A 15,611-nucleotide genomic window follows, 5' to 3' on the forward strand; every position below is an offset into this window, starting at 1 on the left:
CTGTGACATTCATTTGCGGTTTGAAGACATTAGTGCATCAAAGCTGGATGACCTTGAATCCATCGATGCGGTTGAGTTGGAGATTGAACCGACTGACGATCAATGGGAAAGGCTCCGTTATTATGTGTATGATCAAGAAGACCAGATGAGTTTCTATTGCGGAGGATGGGATGTGATCAAGTGTGACAAGAAGTCACACTGATTTTCCCCACTTTCCAAGCGTTCTTGCTTTTGTTGCCGCATATGTCATGAGAAATGGAAAAGTCACAACCAGGAAAGCCAAAGGCACCCAATTTGATAATCCGGTTACATAATGGAGTGCAATTGACAAGAGAGTCAGGAAGCTCAAGGTGCAGGTTACGTTTCGAACGTCTTTTTCGCTTCTTTTATATTTCTCTCTCATGGTGGATTGATCACTGTATATCGGCGAAGTTCCGGGCTCAGCCGAAAAGATATGCATACCTTGTGAAGAGCAAACATGTTCCCATCCGGCCGCTTCAAACATCACGGTGTATTCCGCCAAGCTTTCTTCCTCAACATCATGATAATCAATACTGTAGATCAATTTCCGCGGCTCAGTTTTTCTAAGCTTATACCCCATAAACGCAAAAGAATCGAGTACCCAGCCTTTGCTGGCCATATCACTTAGTCTCTTCATATCCTTTTCTTCTGAAAAGGCCAATCCTTCAGACATCATAAATTTTTTCTGTTTCATGACTAATCCCCTTTCAATTGTTGAAAAGCACGTTGACCGTGTTCAGCCATCACTTTTCTGCGCTGAATTTCTTTTTTGAGTAGTTCTTGGCCGTGCAAGGTGGTTTGGTACACTTTGCGGCGTGGGTTGTCATTGTTGACAAGCTTAATGATTTCTTCTTGCAGTAATTTCTTTAACAATGTATATAAGGTAGCCGGGCCGATCGTAAAGGAGTCATCGGTCATGTCCTCAATCTCCTGCATGATCGAATATCCGTGTTTTGGTTCCAGCAAGGTTAAGACAATATAATAGGCTGGATCGGTAAGCTGATCCATTTCCTGCGGACGCTGCTTTGGCAAGCGGTCACCTCATTTCTTATATCAACTAATGATATATCACTTATTGATATAATAAAATCTTCCTTTTTGTTTGTCAACGCAATTTTTTTCTCCCTTCAGTCATCATAAAGAAACAATCACCGAGTATGCATTAATGTATGCGTTTTCATAGAGGGGGAGTCTTGATGAAAAAATGGATGGCAGCGGCTTTTGTAATGATGTTGATGTTGTGTTTTGGCGGGATTGAGAGTGTGAAGGCAGTGGAGCCGAAGGTGTATCAATTTGACTTTGGAAGCGGTTCGGTGGAGCCTGGTTATATTGGTGTCAGGGCGTCTGATCGGTATGACCGGTCAAAGGGCTACGGTTTTCAAACACCGGAGAATATGAGGGATGTGGCGGCATCCGGGACTGGTGTGAAGAGGGATGCGGTTCAGTTTTTAGCGTATGGGACGAAAAGCAATAACACGTTTAATGTGGATCTCCCGAATGGCCTTTATGAGGTGAAGGCGACGCTTGGTAATACGGCAAGGGCCAGTGTGGCGGCGGAGGGCGTGTTTCAGGTTATTAATATGACAGGGGATGGCGCGGAGGATACGTTCCAAATTCCTGTCACCGACGGGCAGCTGAATCTGCTGGTGACAGAGGGGAAAGCTGGCACCGCTTTTACGCTTAGCGCCTTGAAAATAAAGAAATTGTCTGATCAGCCGGTGACGAACCGAACCATTTATGTCGGCGGCGACTCGACGGTGTGCAATTATTATCCGCTCAACAGCAGCAAGCAGGCGGGCTGGGGGCAGATGCTGCCTTACTATATCGATAAACACACCTTTCAAGTGAGAAACATGGCGTCTGGCGGGCAGATCGCGAGAGGGTTCAGAAATGATGGACAGCTTGAGGCGATTCTGAAGTATATTAAACCCGGAGATTATTTTATGTTGCAGCTTGGCATTAATGACACAAATCCGAAGCATAATGAATCTGAAGCGGAGTTTAAAGAGGTGATGCGTGATATGATTCGTCAGGTGAAAGCGAAAGGAGCGGACGTCATTCTATCAACACCCCAGGGCCGGGCGACCGATTTTACTTCTGAGGGCATCCATTCGTCTGTAAACAGATGGTACAGGGCTTCTATTTTAGCTTTGGCCGAAGAGGAAAAAACACACCTCATTGACTTAAATGTCCTCAGCTCGGCATACTTTACATCGATCGGTCCGGAAAAAACACTTGGGCTTTATATGGATGGAGATACGCTGCACCCGAACCGCACGGGGGCCGACGCACTGGCGCGATTGGCTGTTCAAGAGCTAAAACGCCAGGGAATCGATGGCTTTTAACACGTCATTTTTTCGACAAAACACATACGCCTTCGTCAATTAGAGTATAATGAGAACATCTGCAAGAGACAGGAGTTTATACATGAGTCATTTTAAAAACTATCAAATCAGTCATGACATTTTACGAGCACTGGAAGGACTAGGATATACAGAACCGACCAAGGTGCAGCAGAGCGTGATCCCCGCTGCCCTTGAACGAAAGGATCTTGTCGTCAAATCACAGACGGGAAGCGGGAAAACGGCTTCGTTCGGGATTCCTCTCTGTGAGCTGGCGGATTGGGATGAAAACAAGCCGCAGGCGCTTATTTTAACTCCAACCCGTGAGCTTGCGGTGCAAGTAAAGGAAGATATCACGAACATCGGACGATTTAAACGGATCAAAGCGACAGCCGTATTTGGAAAGTCTTCCTTCGATAAACAAAAAGCTGAGCTTAAACAAAAAAGCCACATTGTTGTCGGCACGCCGGGACGTGTTCTGGATCATATCGAAAAAGGCACGCTTCCGTTGGATCGTCTCTCTTATTTGGTCATTGATGAAGCGGATGAGATGCTGAATATGGGCTTCATTGAGCAGGTGGAGGCGATTATCAAGCATCTGCCGACTGAGCGCACGACGATGCTGTTTTCAGCGACGCTTCCGCAGGATATCGAGAAGCTGAGCCGTCAATATATGCAAAACCCCGAGCATATCGAGGTCAAAGCGGCCGGCCTAACCACAAGAAATATTGAACATGCGGTGATTCAAGTAAGAGAAGAGAATAAGTTTTCATTGCTGAAAGATGTGCTGATGACGGAGAATCCCGACAGCTGCATCATTTTCTGCCGAACGAAGGAGCACGTCAATCAGCTGACCGATGAATTGGATGACTTGGGATATCCATGCGATAAAATTCACGGCGGAATGATTCAGGAAGACCGATTCGACGTCATGAATGAATTTAAACGTGGCGAGTACCGTTACTTAGTGGCGACGGATGTCGCCGCGCGCGGGATTGATATTGAAAATATCTCCCTTGTCATCAACTATGATCTGCCGCTTGAAAAAGAAAGCTATGTCCACCGCACGGGCCGAACGGGACGCGCAGGGAACAAAGGAAAGGCCATTTCGTTTGTCACGGCCTTCGAAAAACGGTTTTTAGCCGACATTGAAGAATATATCGGATTTGAAATCCAAAAAATAGAAGCACCTTCTCAAGAGGAAGTGGCAAGGAAGAAACCAGAATTTCTAGCTAAACTGAATGACCGTCCGGAAAGCAAAAAGGACAAAAGCGAAGAGCTGAATAAAGACATTATGAAGCTGTATTTTAACGGCGGAAAGAAAAAGAAAATCAGAGCCGTTGATTTTGTAGGAACGATTGCCAAAATTGACGGTGTGTCAGCTGACGACATCGGCATTATCACGATCATGGATAACGCCTCATACGTTGAGATTTTAAATGGTAAAGGCCCTCATGTTCTCAAAGTGATGAAGAACACAACCGTCAAAGGGAAACAGCTGAAGGTGAATAAAGCGAATAAATGATGAATGACCTGCTCCCAGTTAAAGGGGCAGGTCATTTTGCTGCTGGCTGACATCTGTGCTGGTTTCCTCAGGAACAAAGGCAAGAATCACAATACCAATCACAAACAAAATGATTAGGCTGAACACGGCAGTCGAGGATTTCCCAGTCAGCTGGGCGGTAACGGCAATGAGCAGCGGCCCCATAATTGAGGCGAATTTTCCAAAAATGTTGTAAAAACCGAAGAATTCATTAGCGTGGCGCTTTGGCACAAGCTTGGCGAAATAGGAACGGCTTAGGGCTTGAATACCGCCCTGCGAGGTGGCGACAAGCATAGCCAGTATCCAGAAATCAAGCGTTGTCTTCATAAAATAGGCATACACGCAAACGATCATATAAATGACGATCCCGACGTACAGCATGGTCTTCCCCGTGAAGCGTTCTGCCAGTTTTCCGTATACAATCGAAAACGGTGCAGCGACCACCTGGGTGACAAATAGGATGATCAGGAGGCTTGAGGAACCGATCCCTAAATCTGATCCATAGGAGGTCGACATCGTAATAATCGTGCCGACTCCGTCGATATAAAAGAAATAAGCGAGCAAAAAGAGGAAAAGTGCCCGGTATTGCCTGATCTGTTTCATCGTCTGGCCGAGCCGCTTAAAGCTGTTGATGACAATATGAGGTTCTCTTTTGATGTAATAGCGTTGATGGACATGTTTAATCATTGGGATGGTGAACAGCCCCCACCAGGCAGCCGTTATGAAAAAGGACAGCTGGCTTGCAGCAGATACGGACATCGGAATCGTCTCTGCTTGTGCGAGCAGGATGACAGCAATGCTGATGATAAATGGAATCGTGCTTCCAATGTATCCTAAGCCAAAACCCCGTGCCGAGACGAGATTCATCCGCTTCTCAGTCGTGACGTCAACGAGAAAGGCATCATAAAACACATTGGCGCCGGAAAAACCGATAGCCGATATCGTATAAAACAGCAACAATAGCAGCCAATGTTCACTAGGGATAAAGGCGAGCATCGCGGTGCTGGCGACACCGGCTGACACAAAGAAACCGAAGAACTTTTTCTTGCACCCTTCATAGTCGGCGATTGTGCCTAAAATAGGGCCGAGCATCGCAAGAATAAACGTTGAAATCGCAATGGTATAGCCCAGATAGGCAGTCGATTGAGCGGCGCTGACACCGCTTTCCGCAGCTGCTGATTTATAAAATAACGGAAATACCGCGGTGGTCACGACAATTGAGTAAGCTGAATTTGCCCAGTCATATAACACCCAGCTGTTTTCTTGTTTCGTAAAACGTTTCATCATCAGAGCCCCTCTCCGGTAACGATACTTCTATTGTACGAGAAATGGGCCTGAAAAGAATGGAATGCACGTCAATTTTTACAAAATATTTATGTTTTTTCGCTTCAAATCATACTTTTGATTTATTGCTGGGGTTAGGTGCATCTGGTACCATTTAACTATATTTTATGGTATTTTCCAGAAGGGATTCAGCAGAGAGGAGACAGAGCATGAGGCGAATAGGCTTGTGTATAAGCCTGCTGGTCACAGTTCTTGTGATGAGCGCATGCGAAAGTGAAGGTGAGGCTCAGATGTTCGCAGACTGTGATCAAAAGACAGTAAAACAAACCGCAGCCAAACCGATGAGCAGTAAGAAAAAGCAGGATTTCCAAGCCCTCGCAAGCGACAGGCAGCTGGCCATTGTGTTCAGTTCCATGATACAAGTGAGCGAAGCATTTGATTATGGAATCGGCAATCCAGAATACTTCGTGCGAATCAGCATGACTGAAGAAGAAGCAGACATTGCGAAGGAGAATCTCGAATCGATTAAGCTTGAGAACAAATCGCTCAAAAAACAAAACAGCGAGGCGGTTGCCTTGCTTCAAAAAACGCGTAATCAAGATATGAGCCGCATCGAAATTCAGCAGCTGACAGAAAATAGAGCCGGTTTTTTTGAGACCGCAGACAGTATGATCAAACTCATCAACCAAGTCACACCGAAAAACGCGAAGAAGACAAGACAGCAGCTGGATCAGCTGAAAAAACAATATACACAATACAGTGCTGAAAGCATTAAAATCATGAACAGCATTGTCAAAAAGCAGAAAGCTGACAAGGCATCATTTGAACGCCATCTGGAGGCGCTGCTTCAAAAACAGCCCGGGCAGCAGGTACGGAGTGAATTGTACTGACCAGCTTCCGTCTTTCCCTGATGATATTGACCTAGTACAAAAAGAATGTACAATCAAGATATAGTCTGTTCTTAGTAGATTTGGAGGGACATGCCATGAAAATTGCGAAGGTGATCAACAATAATGTGATCAGCGTGGTCAATGAACAGGGGAAAGAATTGGTCGTCATGGGCAGGGGGCTCGCGTTTCAGAAAAAGTCCGGCGATGATGTCGATGAAGCCCGCATTGAGAAAGTGTTCACGCTCGATAACAAGGATGTATCAGAAAAGTTCAAAACCCTTTTGTATGATATACCGATCGAGTGTATGGAAGTATCCGAAGAGATTATCAGCTACGCAAAATTACAGCTCGGCAAAAAGCTCAACGACAGCATCTATGTGTCGCTGACCGACCATATTAACTTTGCCATCCAGCGCAACCAGAAAGGGCTTGATATCAAAAACGCCTTGCTGTGGGAAACAAAACGGCTCTACAAAGACGAATTTGCGATCGGCAAAGAAGCGTTGGTTATGGTAAAAAACAAGACTGGTGTGTCTCTGCCAGAGGATGAAGCAGGCTTTATTGCTCTGCATATTGTAAATGCCGAGCTGAATGAAGAGATGCCCAATATTATCAACATTACAAAAGTCATGCAAGAGATTTTGAGTATTGTAAAATACCATTTTAAGATTGAATTCAACGAAGAATCGCTTCACTATTATCGGTTCGTCACCCACTTAAAGTTTTTCGCGCAGCGTCTATTTAACGGCACTCACATGGAAAGCCAGGACGATTTTTTGCTGGATACAGTGAAAGAAAAGTATCATCGCGCGTATGAGTGCACGAAGAAAATCCAAACCTACATTGAGCGGGAGTATGAGCACAAGCTCACAAGTGACGAGCTGCTGTATTTAACCATTCACATAGAAAGGGTAGTTAAACAAGCATAATGAGAGCGCTGACATTTGTGTTTCCTTGTGTTCACTTTTTCTTACATTCACATATGAAAATGGTAGGATTGTTACTGATAAAGCAGGCAAAACCTAAATTGCAATGAGTGCGGATCATCTCTGTCTGTGCTGATGGTAATTTAGGTTTTTATTTTTTTCAGAGGAAAGATGATGATAGTTACAGGATTCAAGTCAGTAAGATTCGATATTATCATTATTTTGACCGATGTTCCCTTTTAAAAGAATCATGTAAGATCAACATAGAAAACGCTTTCAATGAAAGGGGAATGCAAATATGCCTTATCTGAAACGAGTGTTGCTGCTTCTTGTCACTGGATTGTTTATGAGTTTGTTTGCAGTCACTTCTACTGCCTCAGCTCAAACAGGTGGATCGTTTTTTGACCCTTTTAACGGCTATAACTCCGGTTTTTGGCAAAAAGCAGATGGTTATTCGAATGGAAATATGTTCAACTGCACGTGGCGGGCTAATAACGTATCAGTGACGTCATTGGGTGAAATGCGTTTAGCGCTAACAAGCCCATCTTATAACAAGTTTGACTGCGGGGAAAACCGTTCTGTTCAAACATATGGCTATGGACTTTATGAAGTCAGAATGAAACCAGCTAAAAACACAGGGATCGTTTCATCGTTCTTCACTTACACAGGTCCAACAGATGGAACTCCTTGGGATGAGATTGATATCGAATTTTTAGGAAAAGATACAACAAAGGTTCAATTTAACTATTATACAAATGGTGCAGGAAACCATGAGAAGATTGTGGATCTCGGGTTTGATGCAGCCAATGCCTATCATACGTATGCATTCGATTGGCAGCCAAACTCTATTAAATGGTATGTCGATGGGCAATTAAAACATACTGCAACAAACCAAATTCCGACAACACCTGGAAAGATCATGATGAACTTGTGGAATGGCACGGGTGTCGATGAATGGCTTGGCTCCTACAATGGTGTAAATCCGCTATACGCTCATTATGACTGGGTGCGCTATACAAAAAAATAATGCCAAATGTGAAAGAGCCTGCTGCAATATAGCAGGCTCTTATGATTGTAATGAGAAGTTGTTGGCATGAATCTTCTATTCACTCATAATATCCTATTTGATCTTCTCCCCTCTGTAAATCACGTACTCACTCAATGCTACGATCAAGTTCATACATTTAGAAAGAAATAATCCCAATCAAAAGTGCGGCAATCGTCATCACAATCGTTGTTCCCACGGCCCATTTAATAGTGAATTTTTGATGGTCGCCAAAGCTGACGCCTGCCATTCCAACCAAAAGATAGGTGGAAGGCACAAGCGGGCTGAGCAGATGCACAGGCTGCCCCAGCAAGGAGGCCCTTCCGATTTCAGCGGCGTCTATTCCGTAAGCGGAAGCGGCTTCGGCGATGATGGGAAGGACACCGAAGTAAAAGGCGTCATTCGACATGAAAAAGGTGAATGGCATGCTGACGATCGCAGTGATCAACGGCAGGTGCGGGCCCATGGCATCAGGGATGAGTGAAACGAGAGAATGCGCCATGGCATCGACCATTTTTGTGCCGGAGAGAATGCCTGTGAATATGCCCGCAGCAAACACCATTGAGACAACGTTTAACGCATTACCCGCATGCGCCGAGATTCGTTTCTGCTGCTCTTTGACATTTGGATAGTTGACCATCAAGGCGACGGCGAACGCAGTCATAAAAAGAACAGGGAGCGGCAGCAGGCTGGTGATCAGTGCGGCCATCAGAGCGACAGTCAGCAGCAGGTTAAACCATTGAAGAGCGGGACGCTTGAGCGGTGCGGCCTCCGGATCGGAAGACGGTGCGTTATCAATCGAAATGACGCCGAGCCGCTTCCGCTCTTTCTTTCCGAGGATATAAGCAACGGCGATCACCCAGAGAATGCCGGCGATCATAGCGGGAATCAGGGGCGTGAAGACCTCTGACGTGTCCAATTTTAAGGAAGCCAAAACCCTCGCAGTCGGCCCGCCCCACGGGATAATATTCATAACCCCCGAACCGAGCATCGCTATTCCCGCTAACACCAAACGGTTCATGCCGAGCCGTTTGTAGAGAGGCAGCATCGCTGCAATGGTAATCATATAGGTTGTTGTCCCATCTCCGTCCAGCGAAATGGTCATTGTCAGAACCGCTGTGCCTACGGCGATTTTTAACGGATCTCCTTTGACAAACGATAAGATTTTGGCAATGAGAGGATCAAACAGGCCTGAGTCAATCATAACGCCGAAATACAGGATGGCGAATAACAGCATGATACCGGTAGGGGCGAGGTCTGTAACGCCCTGAATCATCATCTCGCCGAGATCTTTGCCAAATCCGCTGATCAGGGCGAACACAATAGGAACGACAATCAAAGCAATAAGAGCGGAAAGCCGGTTAGACATAATAAGGTACATAAAGACAATCATCATCACAAAACCGAGTATGGCAAGCATGATATGACCTCCCCTATTCAACAGCTTTTTTAGTAAGCGCTTCCATCCTTTCTTTCTGTGAAGAAGGCTTATTTCAAATGTGTATGACCGCATATTTATATGTAGACCAAAAATCCTAATGAGCGGATTAGCAGTTTATATGAAGAACGCCACGGGTAAATGTGCTGTAGAATGTTTCGTTTTAAAAAGGGGGAGCAGACATGAGTGATGACCAAAACAAACGTGTAAATGAACACTCAAAGGACGAGCAGCTTGAGCAGTACAGGACCGATAACAGCGGGAAGAAAATGACGACAAACCAAGGCTTGCGAGTGTCAGAGGATGAGCATTCGTTAAAAGCCGGGGTTCGCGGTCCGACGCTGATGGAGGATTTTCACTTTCGGGAGAAAATGACGCACTTTGACCATGAGAGGATTCCGGAGCGCGTTGTGCATGCGCGCGGGTATGGCGTGCATGGCTTTTTTCAGGTTTACGAACCAATGACGGAATATACACGGGCCAAATTTCTTCAGGACCCTTCGGTGAAGACACCGGTATTTGTCCGTTTTTCTACGGTCGCGGGTTCTAAAGGCTCCGCAGACACGGTGCGGGATGCCAGAGGCTTTGCGACAAAATTTTATACTGAAGAAGGAAACTATGACCTTGTGGGAAATAACATTCCGGTGTTTTTCATTCAGGATGCGATCAAATTCCCGGATTTGGTTCACGCGTTTAAGCCTGAGCCACACAATGAAATGCCTCAGGCCGCGACTGCTCACGATACGTTTTGGGATTTTGTCGCCAATAACCCTGAGTCGGCTCACATGGTGATGTGGACGATGTCAGACAGAGGCATCCCGCGCAGCTACAGAATGATGGAAGGCTTCGGCGTTCACACGTTCCGTTTTGTCAATGAACAAGGAAAGGCACGTTTCGTGAAATTTCATTGGAAGCCGGTGCTCGGCGTGCATTCTCTCGTATGGGATGAAGCGCAGAAAATTGCCGGGAAAGATCCGGATTTCCATCGCCGTGACCTGTGGGAAACAATTGAAAACGGCGGCAAGGTTGAATACGAGCTCGGCGTGCAGATGATTGATGAGGAAGATGAATTCAAGTTTGATTTTGATATTCTTGATCCGACTAAGCTGTGGCCGGAAGAGCTTGTGCCGGTGAAGATCATTGGGAAAATGACGCTGAACCGCAACCAGGATAATGTGTTTGCGGAAACAGAACAGGTCGCATTCCACCCGGGAAATGTCGTGCCGGGCATCGATTTTACAAATGACCCGCTATTGCAGGGGCGGCTTTTCTCTTATACGGATACACAGCTGATTCGTCTTGGCGGTCCGAACTTCCATGAGCTTCCGATTAACCGGCCGGTATGTCCATTCCATAACAATCAATATGACGGTTATCATCGGATGACGATCAATAAGGGGCCTGTTGCTTATCATAAAAACTCACTGCAAAACAATGATCCGTCGCCTGCGACAGCTGAAGAAGGCGGCTACGTCCACTATCAGGAAAAAGTCGAGGGCAAAAAAATCCGCCAGCGAAGCGACAGCTTCAACGATTATTACTCACAGGCGAAGCTTTTCTGGAACAGCATGTCTCCTGTGGAGAAACAGCACATCATTTCTGCTTTCTGCTTCGAGGTCGGGAAGGTCAAAAGCAAGGACGTACAGCGGCAGGTCGTTGATGTTTTCAGCAATGTCGATGCAGATTTAGCAGAAGAAATCGCCAAAGGAGTAGGCGTGGCGGCGCCCGCGAAGCGTAAAGCATCTAAAGAAATTCTTACTTCGCCTGCGTTAAGCCAAGCCCGTACAGTGAAAACCGCGTCAACAAGAAAAGTCGCTGTACTCGCCGGAAACGGATTTCATGAAAAAGAGCTGCAAACAGTGCTGGAAGCCTTAAAGCAAGAAGGAATCACAGTGGATATCATCAGCCAAAATCTGGGGTATATGACAAGCGGCAGCGGACAGCAGCTTGAGGCCAGCGGCACGTTCCTGACGGTTGATTCTGTTCTGTATGATGCCGTCTATGCCGCAGGAGGGCTGGAGTTAAAAGACAACAAACAAGCGATGGCGTTTATCAGAGAAGCTTACAATCACTACAAGGCGATCGGTGCGGCAAATGAAGGAATTGACCTTCTTCAATCCTCTGTCGGGACAACAGAGGGACCAGGCATCGTAACGGCTGAAGAAGAACCTGACTACACCGCTTTCAGCAAGGCATTTATCGATGCTGTTGCTGCTCATCGCCATTGGGATAGACGAATTTGATCGGCTCCTGTATCTTTAAGGAAGATACTTTTCATAAGGAGCATGACAAATGAACGAAAAACAGCTCGCTGAAGCTTACGAACGCGATGAAAATATGATGATTTTGGTGTTTGCCCAGTGGTGCGTGAACCATGATCTTGATCCGATGGAGCTGTACGCCAAAGCGTATCCGCAGCAAAAGCTGAATGAAAGCTTGAAAAAAACCATGGACGATCTGGTCGTGCCAAAACACGAAGCAGAGCACATTCCGGACCAGACTGTCATTGCGGTATTAGAGATGTTCGGAAATACAGATTTGGCACAGGCCGTTCATGAAGCGATTTCTGGGCGCAAACAGTAAAAAAAGAGACATCCTGTGTCTCTTTTTTTATTGGAAAAATCATGCTGTTAGACCTAGAAACTTCTTTCGATTTAATCAGTCTATAAAAGTGTGTATTGCTTAAATAAGGGAATGATAAACAACGACATCAAAGGAGGAGATTGTATGAAATGGAATAAAATGATGAAAGCCGCGGGGATTGCAGTCTTGCTTTTTTCCGTATTTGCATATGCGGCCCCATCTTTAAAAGCAGTTCAAGCGAAAACACCGACTGTCAGCACCCATACGTACAAAAAGATCAAGGAGTTAACGTATCCACAAGTGCATCACATCGGGAATGCCGCGTTTGAAAAGAAAATCAATCAAGAGCTGAAAGCCTTCATTGAACAATCGTATCAGGAATATCTGAAAAACAAAAAAGCAGGCGAACAGCAGGGCTTTAAAACGGAATATCAAACATCCTTCAGCGTCAAATACAATGCGGCAGGCAAGCTCAGCATTCAAACACTCAATTATATCTATTCAGGGGGCGCCCACGGTTTAACGTCTGTCCAGTCCTTCAACTATGACTTGAAAGCACAAAAGCGGGTGACGCTGGATCAGATTCTGAACACCAAAACAAAAGTCAGCAAAACGAGAGATTACCTATATAGCTATATCAAAAAACACGATGAGCTGTTTTTCCCTGATGTAAAGAAAGAGGATATAACCCTAAACAAAGACACAATGTTTTACTTTACGGCAAACGGGATCGCCATCGTCTTCGGCCAGTATGACTTGGGGCCTTATGCAGCGGGAATCCGGGATGTGCAGGTGCCAGCCTCTATTTATCAATAATGAAAAGAGCCATATCCGAAAGGGATATGGCTCAATGTTTCTACCACACAAACAGGCCGACAATCGCAGCACTTAATAAAGATACCGCAATTCCGCTGACGAGCAGTTTCCACACGTTTCTCCCGATGACCGTTGACTTTTCTCCGTCAAGGATCGAATTGTACGTGCCGTAAATCATGCCGACAGTACTGAAGTTTGCAAAGGACGTCAGGAATGTCGTCGCCACCGCAACGGTGTGAGGCGGAAGGGATTTGAGATTGTTTTTCAAGTCAAGCATCGCAACAAACTCGTTTGTTGCTAATTTCATGCCCATCAGCTGAGCAACATACATCGCATCGTGCACTGGCAGTCCAAGCAGGAATGCGAACGGACTGAACAGATAAGCAAAAATCGTCTGGATGGTCAGGCCGTGTACGAAAACGCCAAGAATGCCATTAACTGCTGACGTTAATGCGACATATCCAATCACCATTGCCAAAATAACGATCACCATGTTCATGCCGACAAGCATACTGTTAGAAATCGTAGAGAAAAAGTCTTTCTTCTCTTCTTTAGGCGGTGTATAGATGATATCTTCATCCTCCGGCACGTGAACAGGATTCAGCAGGTTTGCGATAATCAGCGCGTTTAAGCAGTTCAAAGGAATGGCTGTAAACACGTATGTCGCAGGCACCATTGAAAGATAAGATCCGATAATGGAGCCGCTGATGCTACTCATGCTCATTAAGCCGAATGTGAGCAGGCGGTTGTTGCTTAAAACCGTTAGCTGCTGGCGGATAACCGCAAGTGCTTCGGTATTTCCAAGAAACATCATTTGAATAGAGAAAAAGCTTTCTAATTTCGGCAAGCGGGAAGCCTTTGAAATCACCCATCCGATTTTATCAATCAGCCAAGGCAAAATGCCGAAATACGTTAAAATATCAAAGAATGTGACGATAAAGATAATTGGAAGAAGCGCACTAAAGAAAAAGTCTACTGTTTCATTCGCCATCACTGACGGAAAGGCAAACGCGATACCGTCACTGGCGCAAGCAATCAGCCAAGTGAAGAAATCACCGATTTTCCCGATAGCCCAGCTTCCGACTTTTGTTCCCAGCATAAACCAAGTAATCAGCAATTCCAGAACAATTAACGTAATGATCGGGCGCCACTTGATTTTCTTTTTCTGCGGAGAACATAGGAATACAACTGCCATAATCACAATGAGACCGACAAGGTTTAGTAAAAAGTACATGATAGCAACTCCTATGAGGGTTATTATGGAAACAAAAAAAGCTCTTATCCTTCACAAATTCTGGAAGTGCAGAAAGTGTGAAAAATAAGAGCAAACAGAAAAGAACTTGTCCTTTTCAACTCGTTCAAATTTATTCAAACTTTCTTGTAGTCTAGTTTTTTACGGTTACTAGGTAGAAACAATCAGACCATATTACTGATCATATACAAGAATGTCTTTTTCTAAGATGATAGCAGTATTTTATCCTTTCACTTTTTGAAAATCAACCTTTTTAACTATTTTCACAATAATAAAATTTATATTCTAAAATGAGAAAATAAAGGAAAAACATGCTGGATTGCTATGCTGATATGATGTTGGCGGGATACCAGCATGTCAGTACTGATTTTTCTTCACTATAAGGTTCCAGCTCCTGGATATTTGTTGTATGATGGAAACGGGGAAACCCATACAGCAGAAAGGGAGTTTTTTTCATGATTATCCAATTCATTCGTTATAGATAATGACAGGTGTAGACAAACTGCCAGACCTGGCCAATTTTTGAGATAGGCCTAGGTTTATTTGTCTATGCCTTTTTCATTTATCTAAAAATGAATGAATGAGGTGTTTTTTATCATGAAGCAAACAGTTGATTTCAGCTTGTTTCGATGTCCGCTCTGCGGTTCTTCCATGGATGCGGCATCAGGAAAAAGCTTGATTTGTACAGAACGGCGGCATACATTTGATTTATCTCGGCACGGCTACGTGAACTTCCTGACAAAGCCGGTCAAAACCAGTTACGGTGCCGAGCTTTTTGAAGCGAGAAGCAGGCTGATTGGAGAATATGGTTTTTTTGAGCCGCTCCATGATACGATTGCAGAACTCATCAGCCATCCCAAATCCGGTCAAGAGGCATTTACCATCCTGGACAGCGGTTGCGGTGAGGGTTCCCATTTGAACGCGCTTTGCGGGTTTGATTATTTAGGGAAAGAAGCGATAGGAACCGGCATCGATCTTTCGAAGGATGGGATCTTAAAAGCTTCTAAGGCATTCAAAGATCAGATGTGGGCGGTTGCCGATGTGGCGCGTGCTCCTTTTCATGATCGCCAATTTGATGTTGTGCTGTCTATTTTTTCCCCGTCCAATTATGCAGAGTTTCATAGACTGCTGAAGAATGATGGCATGCTCGTAAAAGTAGTGCCGCGAAGCGACTATTTAATAGAATTAAGGCAATTTTTATATGCTGATTCACCAAGGCGCACGTATTCCAATGCGGCAGCTGTTGAGCGTTTTACAGCAAATGCAGCATACAGCCGTCCTGTCAGGCTGCGCTATGTTAAAACGCTTGACCAGCAGGCGATCCACTGGCTTCTCAAGATGACGCCGCTTGCCTGGTCGGCGCTGAAAGATCGAGTCAGCCTGCTGAAAGAGATGAAATCAGTCGATATTACGATTGATGTTGATATCCTAGTAGGAATGAAATGAATGGCAGAGGAAAGCTCCGAAAAAA

15 protein-coding genes and 1 riboswitch are annotated in these 15,611 nt (G+C 45.1%); of the genes, 10 read left to right on the forward strand and 5 right to left on the reverse strand.

Features of this window, described 5'->3' with window-relative positions:
- The first annotated feature begins 13 nt into the window (after window positions 1-13).
- Window positions 14-202: a hypothetical protein gene (locus M1D94_RS01035; protein ID WP_044052424.1), complete on the forward strand. Its 189-nt coding sequence runs from the start codon at window positions 14-16 to the stop codon at window positions 200-202.
- On the opposite strand, the gene M1D94_RS01040 is transcribed toward M1D94_RS01035, so the two are convergent.
- Window positions 194-715, reverse strand: coding sequence for a DUF2812 domain-containing protein (locus M1D94_RS01040; RefSeq protein ID WP_133954180.1), 522 nt, complete (start codon window positions 713-715; stop codon window positions 194-196). The genes M1D94_RS01035 and M1D94_RS01040 overlap by 9 nt on opposite strands.
- A 2-nt stretch (window positions 716-717) precedes the next feature.
- Window positions 718-1,053 carry a helix-turn-helix transcriptional regulator gene (locus M1D94_RS01045; RefSeq protein WP_014478431.1) on the reverse strand — a complete coding sequence of 112 codons (336 nt, stop codon included), beginning with the start codon at window positions 1,051-1,053 and terminating at the stop codon, window positions 718-720.
- 164 nt (window positions 1,054-1,217) lie between these two features.
- Between M1D94_RS01045 and M1D94_RS01050 the strand changes: the two genes are divergently transcribed.
- On the forward strand, window positions 1,218-2,366 hold the full coding sequence (locus M1D94_RS01050) for a rhamnogalacturonan acetylesterase (RefSeq protein WP_282627180.1): 1,149 nt from the start codon (window positions 1,218-1,220) through the stop codon (window positions 2,364-2,366).
- A gap of 82 nt (window positions 2,367-2,448) precedes the next feature.
- Window positions 2,449-3,888: an ATP-dependent RNA helicase DbpA gene (gene dbpA, locus M1D94_RS01055; RefSeq protein ID WP_032725080.1), complete on the forward strand. Its 1,440-nt coding sequence runs from the start codon at window positions 2,449-2,451 to the stop codon at window positions 3,886-3,888.
- Between the two features lie 18 nt (window positions 3,889-3,906).
- On the opposite strand, the gene M1D94_RS01060 is transcribed toward dbpA, so the two are convergent.
- On the reverse strand, window positions 3,907-5,193 hold the full coding sequence (locus M1D94_RS01060) for an MFS transporter (RefSeq protein ID WP_080286161.1): 1,287 nt from the start codon (window positions 5,191-5,193) through the stop codon (window positions 3,907-3,909).
- Window positions 5,194-5,399: 206 nt separating this feature from the next.
- Here M1D94_RS01060 and M1D94_RS01065 point away from each other — a divergent pair, with 206 nt between their 5' ends.
- The 3 genes from M1D94_RS01065 to bglS all read left to right on the forward strand — a co-directional run bounded on the left by M1D94_RS01065 (window position 5,400) and on the right by bglS (window position 8,033).
- The gene (locus M1D94_RS01065; RefSeq protein ID WP_010886641.1) at window positions 5,400-6,080 is read left to right on the forward strand and encodes a hypothetical protein; all 681 of its coding nucleotides are present in this window, start codon (window positions 5,400-5,402) and stop codon (window positions 6,078-6,080) included.
- Between the two features lie 95 nt (window positions 6,081-6,175).
- The gene (gene licT / locus M1D94_RS01070; protein WP_003242598.1) at window positions 6,176-7,009 is read left to right on the forward strand and encodes a transcriptional antiterminator LicT; all 834 of its coding nucleotides are present in this window, start codon (window positions 6,176-6,178) and stop codon (window positions 7,007-7,009) included.
- A 295-nt stretch (window positions 7,010-7,304) separates the two neighbouring features.
- Complete coding sequence (gene bglS / locus M1D94_RS01075) at window positions 7,305-8,033, forward strand: beta-glucanase (protein WP_021480986.1); 729 nt, start codon at window positions 7,305-7,307, stop codon at window positions 8,031-8,033.
- A gap of 157 nt (window positions 8,034-8,190) precedes the next feature.
- Here the strand turns inward: bglS and citH are convergent, their stop codons facing one another.
- The gene (citH, locus tag M1D94_RS01080; protein WP_167568425.1) at window positions 8,191-9,471 is read right to left on the reverse strand and encodes a citrate transporter CitH; all 1,281 of its coding nucleotides are present in this window, start codon (window positions 9,469-9,471) and stop codon (window positions 8,191-8,193) included.
- A gap of 200 nt (window positions 9,472-9,671) precedes the next feature.
- Here citH and M1D94_RS01085 point away from each other — a divergent pair, with 200 nt between their 5' ends.
- The 3 genes from M1D94_RS01085 (at window position 9,672) to M1D94_RS01095 (ending at window position 12,888) form a co-directional block, all read left to right on the forward strand.
- Window positions 9,672-11,732: a catalase gene (locus tag M1D94_RS01085; RefSeq protein WP_167568426.1), complete on the forward strand. Its 2,061-nt coding sequence runs from the start codon at window positions 9,672-9,674 to the stop codon at window positions 11,730-11,732.
- Between the two features lie 49 nt (window positions 11,733-11,781).
- Entirely contained in the window at window positions 11,782-12,072 is a 291-nt protein-coding gene (locus M1D94_RS01090; protein WP_014478421.1) for a hypothetical protein, read from the forward strand.
- A 144-nt stretch (window positions 12,073-12,216) separates the two neighbouring features.
- Window positions 12,217-12,888, forward strand: a complete 672-nt coding sequence (locus M1D94_RS01095) for a DUF3298 and DUF4163 domain-containing protein (RefSeq protein ID WP_137201115.1) — start codon at window positions 12,217-12,219, stop codon at window positions 12,886-12,888.
- Between the two features lie 40 nt (window positions 12,889-12,928).
- Here M1D94_RS01095 and M1D94_RS01100 read toward each other — a convergent pair whose 3' ends face one another.
- Window positions 12,929-14,122: a NupC/NupG family nucleoside CNT transporter gene (locus M1D94_RS01100; protein ID WP_003227216.1), complete on the reverse strand. Its 1,194-nt coding sequence runs from the start codon at window positions 14,120-14,122 to the stop codon at window positions 12,929-12,931.
- Window positions 14,123-14,249: 127 nt separating this feature from the next.
- Window positions 14,250-14,351: riboswitch (purine riboswitch) on the reverse strand.
- A 386-nt stretch (window positions 14,352-14,737) separates the two neighbouring features.
- Between M1D94_RS01100 and M1D94_RS01105 the strand changes: the two genes are divergently transcribed.
- Window positions 14,738-15,586, forward strand: a complete 849-nt coding sequence (locus tag M1D94_RS01105) for a methyltransferase domain-containing protein (RefSeq protein WP_120027635.1) — start codon at window positions 14,738-14,740, stop codon at window positions 15,584-15,586.
- The last annotated feature ends 25 nt before the right edge of the window (window positions 15,587-15,611 follow it).

The sequence above is a fragment of the Bacillus sp. JZ109 genome (assembly GCF_053903135.1).